Origin of the sequence: Pantoea jilinensis (assembly GCF_019104105.1) — a bacterium.
Lineage (GTDB): Bacteria > Pseudomonadota > Gammaproteobacteria > Enterobacterales > Enterobacteriaceae > Pantoea > Pantoea eucalypti.
Window position 1 is genome coordinate 367,023 of sequence record NZ_CP077748.1, and the last position, 14,843, is coordinate 381,865.

Below are 14,843 nucleotides of genomic sequence, written 5' to 3' on the forward strand. Positions count from 1 at the left end.
TTTACAGCGTCTTAATGACCATGCCTGCCGCGGCCAGCATCATAATGAAACCGGCCGATCGGAAAAGGCGTCGTTGCGCTTTTTCGCTGGTGAGGAGGTGGCGTATTCTGAGCGCCGCCAGAATGAAAACTGCGCCAATACAGAGCAGGACAAATACGGTTAGTGGCACCAGCATTCCCCCCCACATCTGCAACGAGACATTATCCAGCGAGATCACCAGAGGTAATATCGCCATATAGAAAGCGATGGTCTTCGGATTGCCCAGCGTAATCGTCAGCCCGGAAAACCACGCCGATGCCAGTTCCCGTTTTGTCGCTTTCTGATTGATGTTTATCGCCTGCGGCTGGTGGCACCAGAACTGCCATGCCAGCACGCATAAATAGAGTGAAGCAGCCCAGTTAATCAGCGTAAAAATGGAGGTGTAGTTGTGCGCGATTACCGCCAGACCAAAGACGGCAATCGATAAATAGATCAAATCCCCAAGAATGAGGCCAGCCAGCATCGTAAAGCCGGTCATCAGACCGCCACTGACGCTACGGGCGACTAATGCGGTCATCCCCGGCCCCGGAATGGCGGCCGCGAGTCCCAATGCAGCCATGTAAGAGAGTATCTGAGCAGTTCCTGACATAGTGATTCCTGTCGAAAGAGAGGGCGAAAAGTTATTTCAGCGTATTGTTCATAGCGGACCGGCTTCCGGCGACGATAGCCCGGGCAAAAACCAGATCCTGCACGGCAAGCCCCACGGACTTAAACAGCGTTCTCTGTGACACAGGGAGGTCAGGACGATCGCCTGAGGTCAGCAGGGTGCCTATTTCCGTGCCTGAAGCGTCCTGAAGTAATAATCCTTGCTGTTTTGCCTTAAGTAGGCAGGAGGAGGCGTTCCAGACGGCCTCTCTGGAATCCAAATACAGATTGACCGCCGTGTAGATATCTGGCGCCACTTCCTGAAAGCCGGGGGCAGACGCCCCCACGGCATTGATATGACAGCGCGCAGGCAGATCGCTGGCGCGAAGAAACGGTGCTTTTGCCGCTGTCACCGTACAAATGATATCCGCCTGAGCGATGGCCTGAGCAGGCGTTTCCGCAACCGTAACGGGCAGCCCGGAATAGTGCTGACACCACGCTGCAAACTGCGCCGCGCCAGCCCGGCTTCTTCCCCAGACTGAGATATACGTGATTGCACGAACGGCCATGATCATCTGAACATGTTTTCGCGCCTGAACCCCTGTTCCCAGGATTGCCAGATGGCTTGCGTTCTGGTGAGCAAGCAGGTCCGTAGCCAGTGCAGATGCGGCGGCTGTGCGTAATTCTGTCACAGACGCGGCATCAACCAGCACGATATCGCCCTCATCAGTGGCATCGTAAAGCAGGATACACCCCTCATGGGACGTAGACTGATTGTGATGATTGAAATCGACTCTGACTGTTTTGAGCCCGAATCCCGCATAGGGGCCATCCTCAATGTAAGCGGGCATGGTGCCCATCAGGGAACCCTGCTCAGAAGCGATAACACTCCGCAAAGTCTGTTTAACTTTGCCCCTGCTCATCAGGGTAAACGCCTCCCGGCTCAACTGCAGGCATGTCGCAGACGATAAAATCTGCTCAACCTGCTCACGATGGATAAATTGCATGGTGAATGTCCGTGGTTATCGCGACGAAAAGGTCTGAAAATGCGGTTCGATTTGGGTATCTGCCATGCTGTTAAGCAGCGTTGACATGGTTTTCTGGGCGACCCCAAGCACCACATCCAGCGCATTTTGCTGGCTGTACCCTGCAGCCAGAAGCGCCTTAACCGCGTTGTGCGATATCTGACCCTGAGCCAGAGCAACGTCGCGGGTAAAGTGGTATAACGCAGCCAGCTTCGCCGGCAGGGCTTCAGGTTGCTCAGTCAGCCTGCTCAGGATGTCGGCCGATACACCTTTATGCTGCGCAATCCAGCTATGCGCCTGAACCGTATAGGCGCACTGATTGAGCAGCCCTGTGGTGATCCAGACAACGGCCCGCTCCTCTTCTGTCAGCGAGCACTGAGAGAAGGCGTCATGGGCGAACTGGTAAGAAGCGAGCAGTGCGGGCGACTCTGCCATGAACGCACTTTGCCAGGGAATCCAGCCGAAACCGTCAATGGAGCTTTGCAGCAAAGGGCGGCTGGCAGCGGGTGCACTTTCAAGTGTGTGCATTTTAAACATTGTCATTTTTTATCCTTTACGAATCGTTGATGCGAAAACAGACCAGAGCATATGTATCGGGCGGGTGCGCGAAATAAAATTAAGGTTATGCAGTCTGGCGGCAATTTCTGTTGTTAACGCAATATCCACTTCACCGCAGGCCACCGCCTGTGCTGCCGCGCTGGTAGAAGACATCTCAACAATCTTTGTAATACGTAATCCGGCCGGGAGTAATTCGGCAATCAATGGAACAGGCGCCGGATGAGAGGCAACCGTCAAAGGCCTGTCCGGTAAAACCCTGTTAGCAACCAGCCCATAAAGAGGCGTGTCATAAAGGAATGTTGCTAAGAGTTTTAGACGGGTGTCCATATAAAAATCGTTAATTTTAGGGTACGCATTGGCGACAATTAATAACCCGTTCTCTTCATCAATATTTTTTCTTGCCAGTTCATAGGAGTCATCAAGATGAATCGTATGAGAGCTGTCAGAATAATGATCACCCATCCAGCGATGGAAAAATTGTGAGGCATATTCGCTGCTTGTTCCTGAAGGGCCTAAAGTATGAATGGGATAATTCACAACATGCGTTAAGCCCATATCCATAAAATGATGGCGCATCTTTTCACCTAAATTAATGAATTAACAGACAGGGGTCAGCCAGTGATTAAAGGCAGTTAACTGACCGCGGACTAACTTTTCATACAGACCTTTAACAGACAGGGAAATACTTTTCTCATCCATGCTATTCAGCTTGCGATGGTCGATCTGAATGACAGGCGATATTTCGACGCCCGTGCCTGTTAAAAAACATTCGTCCGCCGTCAGGAGTTCTGAAGGCAATATATCCCGTTGCTCGACACGCAGATCAAGGCAGGTTGTAGCCAGTTCAATGACGGTGCTGCGGGTAATACCCTCCAGAATATGAGCGGTAACTGGCGGAGTAATGAGCGTCCTGTTTTTCACAATAAACACGTTGGATGTGGTCGCTTCGGCAACGTAACCGTGGTGGTTAAGCATTATGGCGTCATCATATCCGCCACGATGAGCCGCCTCCATTGCCAGAGCCGAATTGACGTAGCTGCCGGTAATTTTAGCCCGCGCGGGAATAGAATTATCGGCAATGCGACGCCAGCCTGAAACCGTGCACTTCACCCCCCCCTGCTTTATATAGGCGCGCATATTCAGACTATTAACCGAAAGCCCGCTACTGACGCCGGAGAGCTTTACGCCAAATCCGGTGCCAGGTAAAAGATGACGTTTATATGCTATCGGTCGGATATAGCAGTCGTCTTCGACATCATTTTTTTTCAGAAGCGCCAGCGTTAACGCCTTTAACGCCTGAGGTTCGGGTAGATCATCAATCAGCAGTAATAAGGCTGACTGAATCAGCCGGTTAATATGATCGTCCAGACGGAACACATTAACGGTGTTATCAGCATGATGCGCGTAACCACGAATACCTTCGAACACAGCGGTGCCATAATTGAAGGCCTGGGTGGTAACCGGTAACAGCGCGCTATCGGCGGTAATAAACTCGCCGTTGAGGTAGCTCCATAGATGGTGAGGCGACCGGGTTTCATCACGTTTATCAGCGTCACTGATTGTCATCATTCAAATCCCCGATTAATCAGCGCAAGTGCCGCGTCACGATCGCTGTTATCTGCCGCCGGACGCAGGTCATGAATACGTGCCGCTTTCCAGCTCACCATTGCAGAGGTGCCGGTTACGCGACTGGTTTCGCCATCAATCAGGTGAATGCTGACACCGGCAATGTTCTGTTCAATATGTCGTTTGACGTTGCTGAGTAACGAAGAAACATCGGCTTGCCGGTTAAACATCTCCACCGTGATGTTGAGCACATCTCTCCCTTCGCGGTTGTCAATCTGGATAGCGTAATCCAGACAGCCTTCCAGTTTTTCAAGAAGCGCGGCTTCAAGGTCCCAGGCACAGTAAGCCTGCCCGTTGAGCGTCAGGACATCGCGAACACGACCAATCGGCACAATTTTCTGGCTGCCATCCGGCATCAAGGTTGACCGTACCATGTCACCGGTACGGTAACGGATTAGCGGTTTCTGGCCCTTATAGAGATGCGTGATGACTAACTCACCTACCCCCTGTCCCGTGGTGATGTCAAAGGCTGCGCCACTGAAAGGGTTGATAATCTCGTAGTAGTTGTTCAGCGGGACGGTGTAGAGGTGACTATCCTGTGCGCACACGGCAAGAATAGAAGACTCCTGTGAGGCATACATACAGCTATAGACTTTTGCCCCCCAGATCTCACCTATGTTTCTTAACAGAGGTGGCGTGGTCAATTCACCCACGGTAAGAATCAGCTTCACGCTGGTTGCCGATGGGTCCCCGCCCGAATCTTTAATGAAACGCGCTACAGCAATCGCCACGGCGGGCGTACAGACCAGTGCGGTTATCTGCAGTTCATTAATTAATGCCATTACCCGCTTCATTCCCACGACGGGCGAACGCGGCCACATTTTGACGACGCTGTAACCCAGACTGCGGAATACATCCTCGAAGGTATCCCCGGTCGAATGAAGTTCTGTTGGCCCCATGACGCCCACTACATGATGGGGCGCAATTTGCTCAAAGATATTACGGTAATGAATAATCAGAGGCGTATTATTATGCACCGAATCGGTTTCATTACGCGGGCACGGCGTCGGCTTCCCCGTTGTGCCTGTCGTTTCGTAATAAATCCAGCTCTGATGAAGGGGGGCAGATGCCAGCGCTGCGCCTTGCATTCTCAGATCATCTTTAGTCGTGAACGGAAGAGACGTGAGACCAGCGGTAGTTAATGATTCAATATCGAAAGACGTTAAACCTTTAAAATGCTCGCGATAAAAGGGTGAATGCTCTGCAACATATTTCACCACTTCTCGCAGTTTATTATTCTGATGAAGACCAAGCTCATTCAGGCTGATATTACCCGCATGGAAGGCGCTATGCAGATAATAAACCTCCTTCGCCTGCGCGATGACTCGTTCTTTAAAAATAGCGTACATCTTCTCTTCCTTAGTCAGGATAAATTAAAATAAAAACAGGCAGGCATGCAGGGTGAGATCGCTATGCGATCGGCTGCTTAACGCGCTTTAAGATGATTTATTTGTAGAGCGGCAGATTCCCTGTCATTCGGGTCAGCTTCTTTTTAGGCCCGATAATGCCAATGGCGACCAGCTCAATATTCTCGCTTTTCACAGACGAAATTCTTTCGCCATACTCTTCATAGGTTTTACACGACTGTGCCAGTGCGCTGAATGGCATGACATACATCTCATCATCACTTTCAGCACTGGCCTGTAATTCATGCAGATAATCACCTGAAGCCAGTAGTACCGGGAGAGGCGCGTAAATAACACCGGGGTAATTGACTTCATCGAGGCTTTGCATATCAGGTCCAACGAGATTATCGACCGTGCGTCCAAAACTGATTCCGATAACGCTTGCTGCGTTCATGGCAAGACCGGCCGGGAGATCTTTATCAATAATAATCGTACAGCGATGCTGACTGGCGTCGAACTTCATCGTAATTCCTCACTTCTCTGGAATGGATCTTAATGTGCGTGCGAAAGCGTATTCAGTACAGAGAGCAAACCACGGTTTAATGTAAAGTCGCCGGGAAATTCAATATCAACCACCTTCCAGTCCGCAATATATTTCCATTTGGCGACGCCTTTCTGATGGTCAGGGTGGATAATATAGGCGTTCAAATCTTCGCGGTTCTCAAACAGGCCAATTACGACAAAATCCGCTGCGATGTCGCGTCGGGTGATATTCCTGCCACAGCTCCAACCTTTTATTTCATTAATATGATCCGGGTGAGCACGCGTGGCTCTCTCTGCATCAATAGTCTCCAGGGATGACCAACTCCACGGACTTTTCAGCGTAAACATGACGATGTGCATTAACATAGGATCCGTTCATTCCTTGTTCCGTTGATAATATTCATTAGAAAGATGAATGTATTATGCCGTAGCGGGGCAGAAAATTGTTACCTATATCATTTACCCGATGCGGATAATTAGGTAAAAATAACCCTCTAAAGCCTCTCTGTAGAAAGGAGTTTTCCCGCATGGCCCTTAGCCCGACAGATATGAAAATACTTGAAATCCTGCAGGATGATGCGCGCGTGACGAACCAGGTGCTGGCAGAGAAAATAAGCCTTTCAGCCTCGCCGTGCTGGCGCAAAGTCCGCAAGCTGGAAGAAGATGAAGTCATTCAGGGCTACCGTGCTGTACTTGACCGCAAAAAAATTGGTCTGGGCGTGATGGTTTTCATCCGGGTCGTCATTGACAGTCACAGCGAAGCCGAGGCCCGAAAATTTGAAGAGGAAGTGACTGCGCTGGAGGATGTGGTGGCCTGCTACAGTATCGGTGGCGATGCTGACTTCCTCCTGCAGGTGGTGGCGTCAGATCTCGACTCCTACGCCGATTTTGCCATGTCCGTGGTACGCCGGTTACCCGGCATCAAAGAGATGCAGAGCATGTTTGTGCTGAAGGAGATCAAACCACTCGTGACTTATCCTATTAAGAAAATGCCTGAATAGATGATGACACCGGCCTCGCTGAGGATGGCGGTTTCAGGCCGGGCCCTTTTGCCGGTCGGCCATCGCCGGTTAAGCGGGCGTCCGCTGTCTGCGGCATCAGGGCATTGCCTCCCGGTTACTCAGCTGAGCATCGGGCAGTCAATTGACCTGCCCGCCAGAAAACCTGCCAGGGTGAATCCACATTTCCTGCCCGCAGGCACTGCTCCTGCAAAGCCTGTGCAACGAAGATCCCGTCAGTCAAGCCCGTCATCGCTGCTAATCCTAAATTTCGCATCTATAATTCAGTGACTCAGGCCCAGGCATCGCATCCGGCTGACCCGCTAAGCCGCGTTTGAGTGCCTGAACGTCAACGTGTCAGCGAACAAACGCCATTCCATCCTGCACGATGCCTGCCGGGTTAACGATGCCCATTACTGACTGAATTAAGGAAGCCTCATGATCTTTTCTCTCAAAAATCAGGTTGCGCTGGTCACCGGCGCCAGCTCAGGTCTCGGCTATGCCTGTGCTGAAGCTCTCGCCAGAGAAGGTGCCTGTGTGGTGGTTAACTACCACAGTCAGGCGGAACCGGCAGAGAAACTGGTTGAAAACATCCGTGCAGACGGTGGACGTGCCATCGCAGTTAAAGGAGATGTATCGAAAGAAGCGGACGTGCAGAACCTTTTCGACCAGACGATTGCTGAATTTGGCAGACTGGATATCCTGGTCGCAAACTCAGGGCTTCAGAAGGATGCGCCCTCCATTGAGATGACGCTTGAGGACTGGAACACCGTTATTAACGTCAACCTCACCGGCCAGTTCCTGTGCGCGCGCGCTGCGTTGCGACAGTTCCGCAGCCAGGAGCACCGCCCTCACCTCAGCCGCGCGGTGGGAAAAATTATTCATATGAGTTCGGTTCATCAGCTTATTCCCTGGGCCGGACACGTCAACTATGCCGCGTCAAAAGGCGGGGTTGATTTGCTGATGAAAAGCCTGGCACAGGAAGTGGGTGAAGATCGCATCCGCGTTAACTCCGTGGCCCCCGGCGCTATTGCCACGGCCATCAACGAGGAAGCGACTCAGGGCGAGGCAGGCAAAGAGTTATTGAAACTCATTCCTTACGGGCGCATCGGTGCAGCTGAAGACGTGGCGAACGCCGTCGTATGGCTTGCCAGCGATTTATCTGACTACGTTCATGGGACAACGCTATTTATCGATGGCGGAATGAGCCTGTATCCTGGATTTCGCGACAACGGCTGAACGTGAGTCGCTGGTTCAGGAGATGGACGGCAGGTTTATATCCATCAGCCAGTACGCAATCCGGAACAGGAGGTCCGGATTTCGCACGCCTGCTGCTATAAATTACACGCCAGCAAGCTGAACACTCCCGTCAGTGCGCCGTGGCTTCATACCAGTGGAGCGGAAAAATAGGGACTCAATGTTCATCTTCATCCGGCGTAAGCAAACGCGTCCGGCAGACGTCCAGAATTTCATCAGCGAGCCCGGAGTTGTCCGGACAGGCCCGCGAAAGCATTATCGCACCCACAAGATGCGCAATGGTATTGATCAGTTCTGCGCGCGTTGCTTTTTCTGATTCCAGAATAGACAGTTGCCGTTCAAGCCCGGCCGCAAATGTCTCCTGAATGGATTCAGACTGACGGGCTGCATCAGTCCCCAGAGCCGACATGACACATCCCTTTCCTCTATCATCGCGATGCTGTCTGGAAAGATAGTATTCGATAAACGTTTCGCGACTCACACCCTGGGTTTTTTCTGCGGATTGCGCAAAACCGCAGCGCATCGCTTCGGCTAACAGATCAGCTTTAGACCCGAAATGCTTATAAAACCCGCCATGTGTTAATCCTGCGGCTGACATCAGTTCTGCAACGCCTACTCCATCATAACCACGCTCGCGAAAAAGCGCTGACGCGGTTTCAACGACCCGCAACCGGTTTTCACGAACCTGCTCTTTGGACACTTTCATATTTTACCTCCTGACACAGAGCCTGATTATACATTGATTATGATCATAATCAAACCAGTTGACATTAATGATTACGATCATCATCATTAAAAAATTACTTTTGCCCTTACTTCACCGAGGAATGATCATGACCAATGACGCGCTATTTCAAACTTATGAACTGGGGTCCATCACGCTGGCAAATCGCATAGTGATGGCTCCGCTGACCCGTAACCGGGCCGAAGCAGGACTGGTGCCGGGCGAACTGGCAGCGACTTACTACGCGCAACGTGCCACGGCAGGATTACTGATAACCGAAGCCACGCAGATTTCTGAGCAGGCGCAGGGCTATCAGGATACGCCTGGCATCTACACCCAGGCGCAGATTGACGGCTGGCGGAAAGTGACTGACGCAGTGCATGCGAAAGGTGGGCGCATATTTGTACAGCTATGGCACGTGGGTCGGATTTCACACGTCGATTTACAGCCCGGCGGCGCTGCACCAGTCGCACCCTCGGCCATCCGCGCTGAAACTAAAACCTTTGTGAACAACGGATTCGCTGACGTCTCTGAACCCCGCGCCCTTGAACTGCATGAAATAAACGAGATTGTCGCTGACTTCAGACAGGCGTCGGCTAATGCCATTGCCGCCGGTTTTGATGGCGTAGAAATACATGGCGCAAATGGCTACCTGCTGGAACAGTTCCTGAAGGATGGTGCCAACCAGCGGACCGATGAATATGGCGGTTCTGTAGAGAATCGTGCGCGCCTGCTGCTGGAAGTCGTGCAGGCCGTCAAAGATGAGATCGGCGCAGAGCGTACGGGCGTTCGCATCTCACCTGTCTCTCCCGCCAATGCGATTTCATGCAGCGATCCACAGCCACAATATGACTATGTGGCAGACCAGCTTAATGCTTCAGGTATCGCCTATCTGCACGTCGTTGAAGGCGTAACGGGCGGTCCCCGTGATGCAACGCCGTTCGATTACACGTCGCTGCGTCGCCGCTTCAGAAACACCTATATCGCTAATAATGGCTATGACCTGGCACTGGCATCTGAGCATCTTGCACAGGATAAAGCCGATTTATTCGCGTTCGGCCGCCCCTTCATTTCTAACCCTGATTTAGTCGAAAGACTAAAAACGGGCGCGCCTCTGGCCCCTCTCAATCCTGAAACACTGTATGGCGGTGGAGCACAAGGCTATACCGATTATCCGTCACTAAACGATACCAGCGAATAAATTCCTGGGTGTGCTTAACATACTTCGCCGACGGCGATTCTTACCCACTAACAAAGAAGATAAAATGATGAAAAAACCTTCAGTTCTTATCACCGGGGCATCCGCAGGTATTGGTGCGGTCTATGCAGAACGGTTTGCCCGCCGTGGACATGACCTTGTTCTGGTTGCTCGCGATAAAACAAAACTGGAAGCCCTTGCGAAACGACTGCGAGAGGAACACACCATTTCCGTGGATGTTCTGCCTGCCGATCTGACTCAAGCGGGTGATTTAACCACAGTAGAAGCGCGCCTGCGTGAAGATGCGGGGATAGGTATTCTTATCAATAACGCAGGTATCGCTCAGTCCGGCAGTTTTACCGAGCAAACACCGGATTCCATGGAAAAGCTTATCGCCTTAAACGTAACCGCCCTGACGCGACTTGCCAGTGTTGCGGCTACCCGTTTTGCCGACGCCGGAGAAGGTTCAATCGTCAATATCAGTTCAATCGTTGGACTCGCCCCGGAATTTGCTATGACGGTCTACGGCGCAACCAAAGCCTTTGTTCTGTTCCTGTCTCAGGGAATGAACGTAGAGCTGTCATCAAAAGGGATTTATATCCAGGCGGTACTTCCGGCGGGGACTTACACCGAAATATGGAATCGCGCCGGTATCGACATCACTAACGCGCCGAAAATGATGGAAGTCAGCGAACTGGTTGACGCCGCTCTGGCAGGCTTTGACCGCCGCGAGCTCGTGACGATTCCGCCTTTGCACCATGCTGAGCGCTGGGATGTGCTGGATACCGCCCGTCAGGGGCTGCTGTCAGACATCAGACAGGATGAAGCAGCAGATCGCTACAAAACGTTGTAATAAAAGTCATTTCAGCGGAACCCTCCATCGGGGTTCTGCTGAGAGTGAAGCCAATGATTAATCTGCGGCTGCGTCTCTTTTCCTGCAGAAAAATCCAAACGCAAACTTAAGGTCATACTCATCATGACACCAATACGTGTAGCACTTGTGACTGGCGCATCTTCAGGAATTGGCGAAGCCTCTGCTAATAAACTTCTTGCGGCGGGTTATCGGGTCTATGGCACAAGCCGGCGTGGTCCGGCGGCAGGTGAACACGCTTTTCCCTTACTGCCACTGGATGTGACGGATGACGCGTCGGTTAAGGCTGCCATTGAGGCGTTAATCCAGCGGGAGGGCCGAATCGACCTTCTCGTGAACAACGCGGGCTTCGGGGTTTCTCCGGCAGCCGCAGAAGAGAGTTCTATTGAGCAGGCGCGGCAGATCTTCGACACCAATTTTATGGGTATTGTAAGAGTGACACGGGTCGTGCTGCCCCACATGCGCCATCAGGGCAGTGGGCGCATTATTAACATCGGTTCGATTCTCGGCATCGTGCCATTGCCCTATGTCGCCCTGTATGCCGCCAGTAAACATGCCGTAGAGGGATACTCGGGGGCACTCGATCATGAACTGCGCACACAGGGTATCAGGGTCTCCGTCATCGAACCGGCATACATAAAAACGCAGTTTGAAGCTCACAATATAGAACCAGACGCAAAGCTTGAAGCGTACGAACTCATTCGGGCTAAGTTAACGAAGGTGGTCAGTAAGGCAATGGCTACAGCAGAAAGCGCTGAGGTGGTGGCAGAGGTCGTGGTTAACGCGGCGCAGAGCGCACGGCCAAAAGTACGCTATACAGCAGGAACGCTGGCTGCAAAACTCAATTTTATCCGCCGTTTTGCGCCCGCTTCATTGCTCGACAAAGTTGTGCGAAACAGCCTTCAGCTTGATGCGAGAAATGAATGATGAAAACCCGAACGATGAAAGCTTTTACGTTTAAACGCTACGGAAAATCACCTGAAATGGGGTTTGAAGAGAGCGATTATCCTTCTCACGGCGCTGAAGACATTCTGGTGAAGGTGTATGCCGTAGGTCTGAATCCCATCGATAACATGATCCCTGCGGGAACGTTCAAGCCGGTTTTGCATTTTAAGCTGCCCGCTACGCTCGGCAGCGATCTGGCGGGTGTGGTTGTCGCAACGGGGAGTCGCGTGACGCGCTTTAAGCCGGGTGATGAGGTTTACGCCAGCATTTTCGACACCGGTACGGGTTCTCTGGCTGAGTATGCGCGGGTTCATGAAAGTCACGCCGCAATAAAGCCAAAGAATCTGGATTTCGTTCAGGCGGCTTCGCTTCCGATGGTGAGTCTGACGTCATGGCAGGCATTCACAGAGAGAACCTCTCTGCAGCCAGGACAGAAGGTCTTTATTCCGGCAGGTTCAGGAGGCATCGGCAGCTTTGCGATTCAACTGGCGAAACATCTTGGCGCAAAGACAGGAACGACGACCAGTACGGCTAATGTGGAATGGGTCAGTCGGCTGGGTGCAGATGAAGTGGTTGACTATAAAAAACAGGAATTCGAACAGGTGCTGAAGGATTATGATGTTGTTCTCGGCACGCTCCGTGGGGATGCCATTGAGAAATCCACGCAGATCCTAAAACCCGGTGGAAAAATAGTCTCTCTGATTGGACCTTTAGACGCTGATTTCGCGCGAGCCAGACACCTGAACATCGTTCTGCGGCTAATATTGGGCCTGATGAGCCGAAAGATTGTGCGGCTTACAAAAAAACGTGGCCTGCATTATTCCTTTCATTTTGTGCGTCCCGATGGCAATCAGCTCAGCCATATAGCCAGCCTGATTGAAGCGGAACACATTAAGCCGGTGATCGACAGAGTTTTCCCTTTCACTAAAACTCAGGAGGCGCTTGACTGGCTTCAACAAGGGCGTGCAAAAGGTAAAGTTGTGGTTAAGGTTCAGCAGGAATAGCCCCCGACTCTCATCGGGAGCGAAAGATCATTCTGTACGCTGGCGGCAGAGATTGGCATCAGGATTACGGGTCTGTGAGCGCACTCTCTGCCGGGCACCATCTCCCTCCGCTGTTCGTGCTGTGCTACTGTTGACCCATACCGGGTTTTGCTCAGAGGAGGGTGACATGTCTCCCTTTTATCAATTTAAGGCCGCCAGCCTCAATGGTGAGCTTATCTCAATGAACGACTTCGCAGGCAAAGTGGTTCTGGTGGTGAATACCGCCAGCCATTGTGGATTCACGCCCCAATACGCAGGTCTTGCAGACCTCTATAAAAAGTATGCTGCTCAGGGACTGGTGGTGTTGGGATTCCCCTGCAATCAGTTCGGTAAACAGGAGCCCGGCGGAGCCGACGAGATCGCGCAGACATGCCACATCAACTATGGTGCGAGTTTCCCGATGTTCGGCAAGGTAGAGGTTAATGGCGCCGCAGCCCATCCGATTTTTCGGTACCTGAAAGAGGAATTGCCCGGCGTGCTGGGTGGGCGTATTAAATGGAACTTTACTAAGTTCCTTATCGGGCGCGACGGCAAACCGATCAAACGATTTGCCCCAACCACCACGCCCGGGAAAATGGAAGCCGCCATTATTGCTGCCCTTTAAGGGGCTGCATTAAAGGCATGCAGCCCTGAGTGAGCAAAGCGTTTATTGCAGCGGCTCTGCCAGCGTAATAATCCACAACTCGCTGTCCGATTCAGGTTTCTCTAAGGGTTTCAGGCCAATGGTCGTTGCCACGGGCTTATCATCAATCGTGAGCGTCCCCTGCCCGGTCACCTGATAATCTTTACGCTTCTTACCTTTAACCGGATTTTGCATGACCGCTTTCACGCCGAAGTCATTGTCATTGGCGATCGCGAGCGTTTTCCTGTCGATAAGCGCCAGTCCTTCAGCCTTCTCCTGCTGCCAGCCGAGTTGACGTAAATCGGCCACCAGGGTTTTATCGGCCAGCTTAATACCGCGCTGCGCCAGCGCTTTCTCGTCATTAAATTCCGGATAGTCGCCCGGCTTATCAAAGGCTGTAAGATCGGTAGCCGGGCTGAGATCGACCTTGTAGATAAGGTTGCGCATTGTGTCGTTTTTGTCGCTGCCTTGCTCAATCAACAGGATATGCTGATTGTCTATCGCCACAATATCGCCAATTTTTGCGTCACTGTTTTTACTGTAAACCCCACTGTCGATGGGGTAGCCATACATCGCGGTTTTCCCGGTCGCCGGATCAAAGCTCACCAGACGCGTAAATCGCGCCTGCTTTTTACTTTTACCGTCAATATCCAGCGTGCTTTGTACTGCGGCGATGATGCGCCCATCCGGCATGCGGGTGATCCCTTCAAAGCCGCGATTTGGCTGACGCCATTTGAGAATATTCGGCAGACCACCCGCCAGAGCTTTCTCTCCCTCTGCGGCCTGCGGTCCGTGAATGGCCAGAATAGTGCCACGCTCATCAACGTTAATCAGGAACGGGCCATATTCATCACAGAGCCAATACCCGCCCTTTCCATCGGGCGTAATGCCTTCTGTATCCAGACCGCGATTATCGCCATGCAGCACTTTCAACGTATCACTTAGCGCGATTTCATTAGTTGACCCGATGACGTCATTCTGTAACGGCAATCCATTAATACTGCCTTTATTGTCATGCAACGGTCGGGCATCCGTGGCCTGAGCTTTGCCGTTCTGAACCCGAATTCTCATCAGCAGTGGCGCGAAGTCTGGCGTGACAAAGATTTTTGACTCTTTCTTACCCACATCAGGCGAATCAGCATTCGGCCCGCGATCGGTGACCGTTTCAAATGTCAGCGCATCCCCTTCCTTGCCTGTAAATAACAAACCGGAGCCAATGCCCACTGGCAACCCCTGAGGAAATGCACTGGCGAACGCGCCGTTGTAACTGACACGCGTTCCTTCCGGAAAACTGACGATGTAGCGTTCCACCTGCGGCTGCGCCGCGAATGTGGATAAAGAGAGCACACAACTGGTAACCAGAGATATCGCTTTTATTTTCATATTTCTAAAATCCATGAAGGAAAACGCACAGCGTGAAGAATGAAAATGACAGGAAAATGAAATAACCTGGAAACATTCAC

17 protein-coding genes are annotated in these 14,843 nt (G+C 51.8%); 7 read left to right on the forward strand and 10 right to left on the reverse strand.

Annotated features, from left to right (window positions below; translation table 11 throughout):
* Window position 1 precedes the first annotated feature (1 nt).
* From KTJ90_RS21190 to KTJ90_RS21225, 8 genes are all read right to left on the reverse strand, one after another.
* On the reverse strand, window positions 2-628 hold the full coding sequence (locus tag KTJ90_RS21190; RefSeq protein ID WP_003851614.1) for a LysE family translocator: 627 nt from the start codon (window positions 626-628) through the stop codon (window positions 2-4).
* Window positions 629-659: 31 nt separating this feature from the next.
* Window positions 660-1,631 carry an ornithine cyclodeaminase family protein gene (locus KTJ90_RS21195; protein ID WP_003851617.1) on the reverse strand — a complete coding sequence of 324 codons (972 nt, stop codon included), beginning with the start codon at window positions 1,629-1,631 and terminating at the stop codon, window positions 660-662.
* Window positions 1,632-1,646: 15 nt separating this feature from the next.
* Window positions 1,647-2,192 carry a carboxymuconolactone decarboxylase family protein gene (locus KTJ90_RS21200; protein ID WP_003851618.1) on the reverse strand — a complete coding sequence of 182 codons (546 nt, stop codon included), beginning with the start codon at window positions 2,190-2,192 and terminating at the stop codon, window positions 1,647-1,649.
* A gap of 3 nt (window positions 2,193-2,195) precedes the next feature.
* Window positions 2,196-2,783: a type 2 periplasmic-binding domain-containing protein gene (locus tag KTJ90_RS21205; RefSeq protein WP_105099669.1), complete on the reverse strand. Its 588-nt coding sequence runs from the start codon at window positions 2,781-2,783 to the stop codon at window positions 2,196-2,198.
* Between the two features lie 21 nt (window positions 2,784-2,804).
* Window positions 2,805-3,776, reverse strand: a complete 972-nt coding sequence (locus KTJ90_RS21210; protein WP_003851622.1) for a branched-chain amino acid transaminase — start codon at window positions 3,774-3,776, stop codon at window positions 2,805-2,807.
* Window positions 3,773-5,182 (reverse strand): phenylacetate--CoA ligase family protein, encoded by a 1,410-nt coding sequence (locus tag KTJ90_RS21215; protein WP_499026842.1) that lies wholly within the window; start codon window positions 5,180-5,182, stop codon window positions 3,773-3,775. Before KTJ90_RS21215 ends, KTJ90_RS21210 begins: the two co-directional genes overlap by 4 nt.
* 97 nt (window positions 5,183-5,279) lie before the next feature.
* Window positions 5,280-5,702 carry a DUF2000 domain-containing protein gene (locus tag KTJ90_RS21220; protein WP_003851626.1) on the reverse strand — a complete coding sequence of 141 codons (423 nt, stop codon included), beginning with the start codon at window positions 5,700-5,702 and terminating at the stop codon, window positions 5,280-5,282.
* 29 nt (window positions 5,703-5,731) lie between these two features.
* Window positions 5,732-6,088 (reverse strand): Dabb family protein, encoded by a 357-nt coding sequence (locus tag KTJ90_RS21225; protein WP_003851627.1) that lies wholly within the window; start codon window positions 6,086-6,088, stop codon window positions 5,732-5,734.
* Between the two features lie 161 nt (window positions 6,089-6,249).
* On the opposite strand from KTJ90_RS21225, the gene KTJ90_RS21230 reads away from it, so the two are divergent.
* Both KTJ90_RS21230 and KTJ90_RS21235 read left to right on the forward strand, forming a co-directional pair.
* The gene (locus KTJ90_RS21230) at window positions 6,250-6,723 is read left to right on the forward strand and encodes an Lrp/AsnC family transcriptional regulator (RefSeq protein WP_003851630.1); all 474 of its coding nucleotides are present in this window, start codon (window positions 6,250-6,252) and stop codon (window positions 6,721-6,723) included.
* 435 nt (window positions 6,724-7,158) lie between these two features.
* Window positions 7,159-7,959 carry an SDR family oxidoreductase gene (locus KTJ90_RS21235; protein WP_003851631.1) on the forward strand — a complete coding sequence of 267 codons (801 nt, stop codon included), beginning with the start codon at window positions 7,159-7,161 and terminating at the stop codon, window positions 7,957-7,959.
* A 175-nt stretch (window positions 7,960-8,134) separates the two neighbouring features.
* Here the strand turns inward: KTJ90_RS21235 and KTJ90_RS21240 are convergent, their stop codons facing one another.
* Window positions 8,135-8,683, reverse strand: coding sequence for a TetR/AcrR family transcriptional regulator (locus KTJ90_RS21240; RefSeq protein ID WP_187513039.1), 549 nt, complete (start codon window positions 8,681-8,683; stop codon window positions 8,135-8,137).
* Window positions 8,684-8,810: 127 nt separating this feature from the next.
* Here KTJ90_RS21240 and KTJ90_RS21245 point away from each other — a divergent pair, with 127 nt between their 5' ends.
* From KTJ90_RS21245 to KTJ90_RS21265, 5 genes are all read left to right on the forward strand, one after another.
* Complete coding sequence (locus KTJ90_RS21245) at window positions 8,811-9,902, forward strand: alkene reductase (protein WP_497817312.1); 1,092 nt, start codon at window positions 8,811-8,813, stop codon at window positions 9,900-9,902.
* Window positions 9,903-9,969: 67 nt separating this feature from the next.
* Window positions 9,970-10,752 carry an SDR family NAD(P)-dependent oxidoreductase gene (locus KTJ90_RS21250; protein WP_497817351.1) on the forward strand — a complete coding sequence of 261 codons (783 nt, stop codon included), beginning with the start codon at window positions 9,970-9,972 and terminating at the stop codon, window positions 10,750-10,752.
* Between the two features lie 123 nt (window positions 10,753-10,875).
* Window positions 10,876-11,697 carry an oxidoreductase gene (locus tag KTJ90_RS21255; protein WP_497817313.1) on the forward strand — a complete coding sequence of 274 codons (822 nt, stop codon included), beginning with the start codon at window positions 10,876-10,878 and terminating at the stop codon, window positions 11,695-11,697.
* Entirely contained in the window at window positions 11,697-12,719 is a 1,023-nt protein-coding gene (locus KTJ90_RS21260) for an NADP-dependent oxidoreductase (protein WP_497817352.1), read from the forward strand. Before KTJ90_RS21255 ends, KTJ90_RS21260 begins: the two co-directional genes overlap by 1 nt.
* Window positions 12,720-12,885: 166 nt before the next feature.
* Entirely contained in the window at window positions 12,886-13,362 is a 477-nt protein-coding gene (locus KTJ90_RS21265; RefSeq protein ID WP_497817314.1) for a glutathione peroxidase, read from the forward strand.
* Between the two features lie 42 nt (window positions 13,363-13,404).
* Here KTJ90_RS21265 and KTJ90_RS21270 read toward each other — a convergent pair whose 3' ends face one another.
* Entirely contained in the window at window positions 13,405-14,763 is a 1,359-nt protein-coding gene (locus tag KTJ90_RS21270) for an esterase-like activity of phytase family protein (protein ID WP_128755145.1), read from the reverse strand.
* Window positions 14,764-14,843 lie beyond the last annotated feature (80 nt).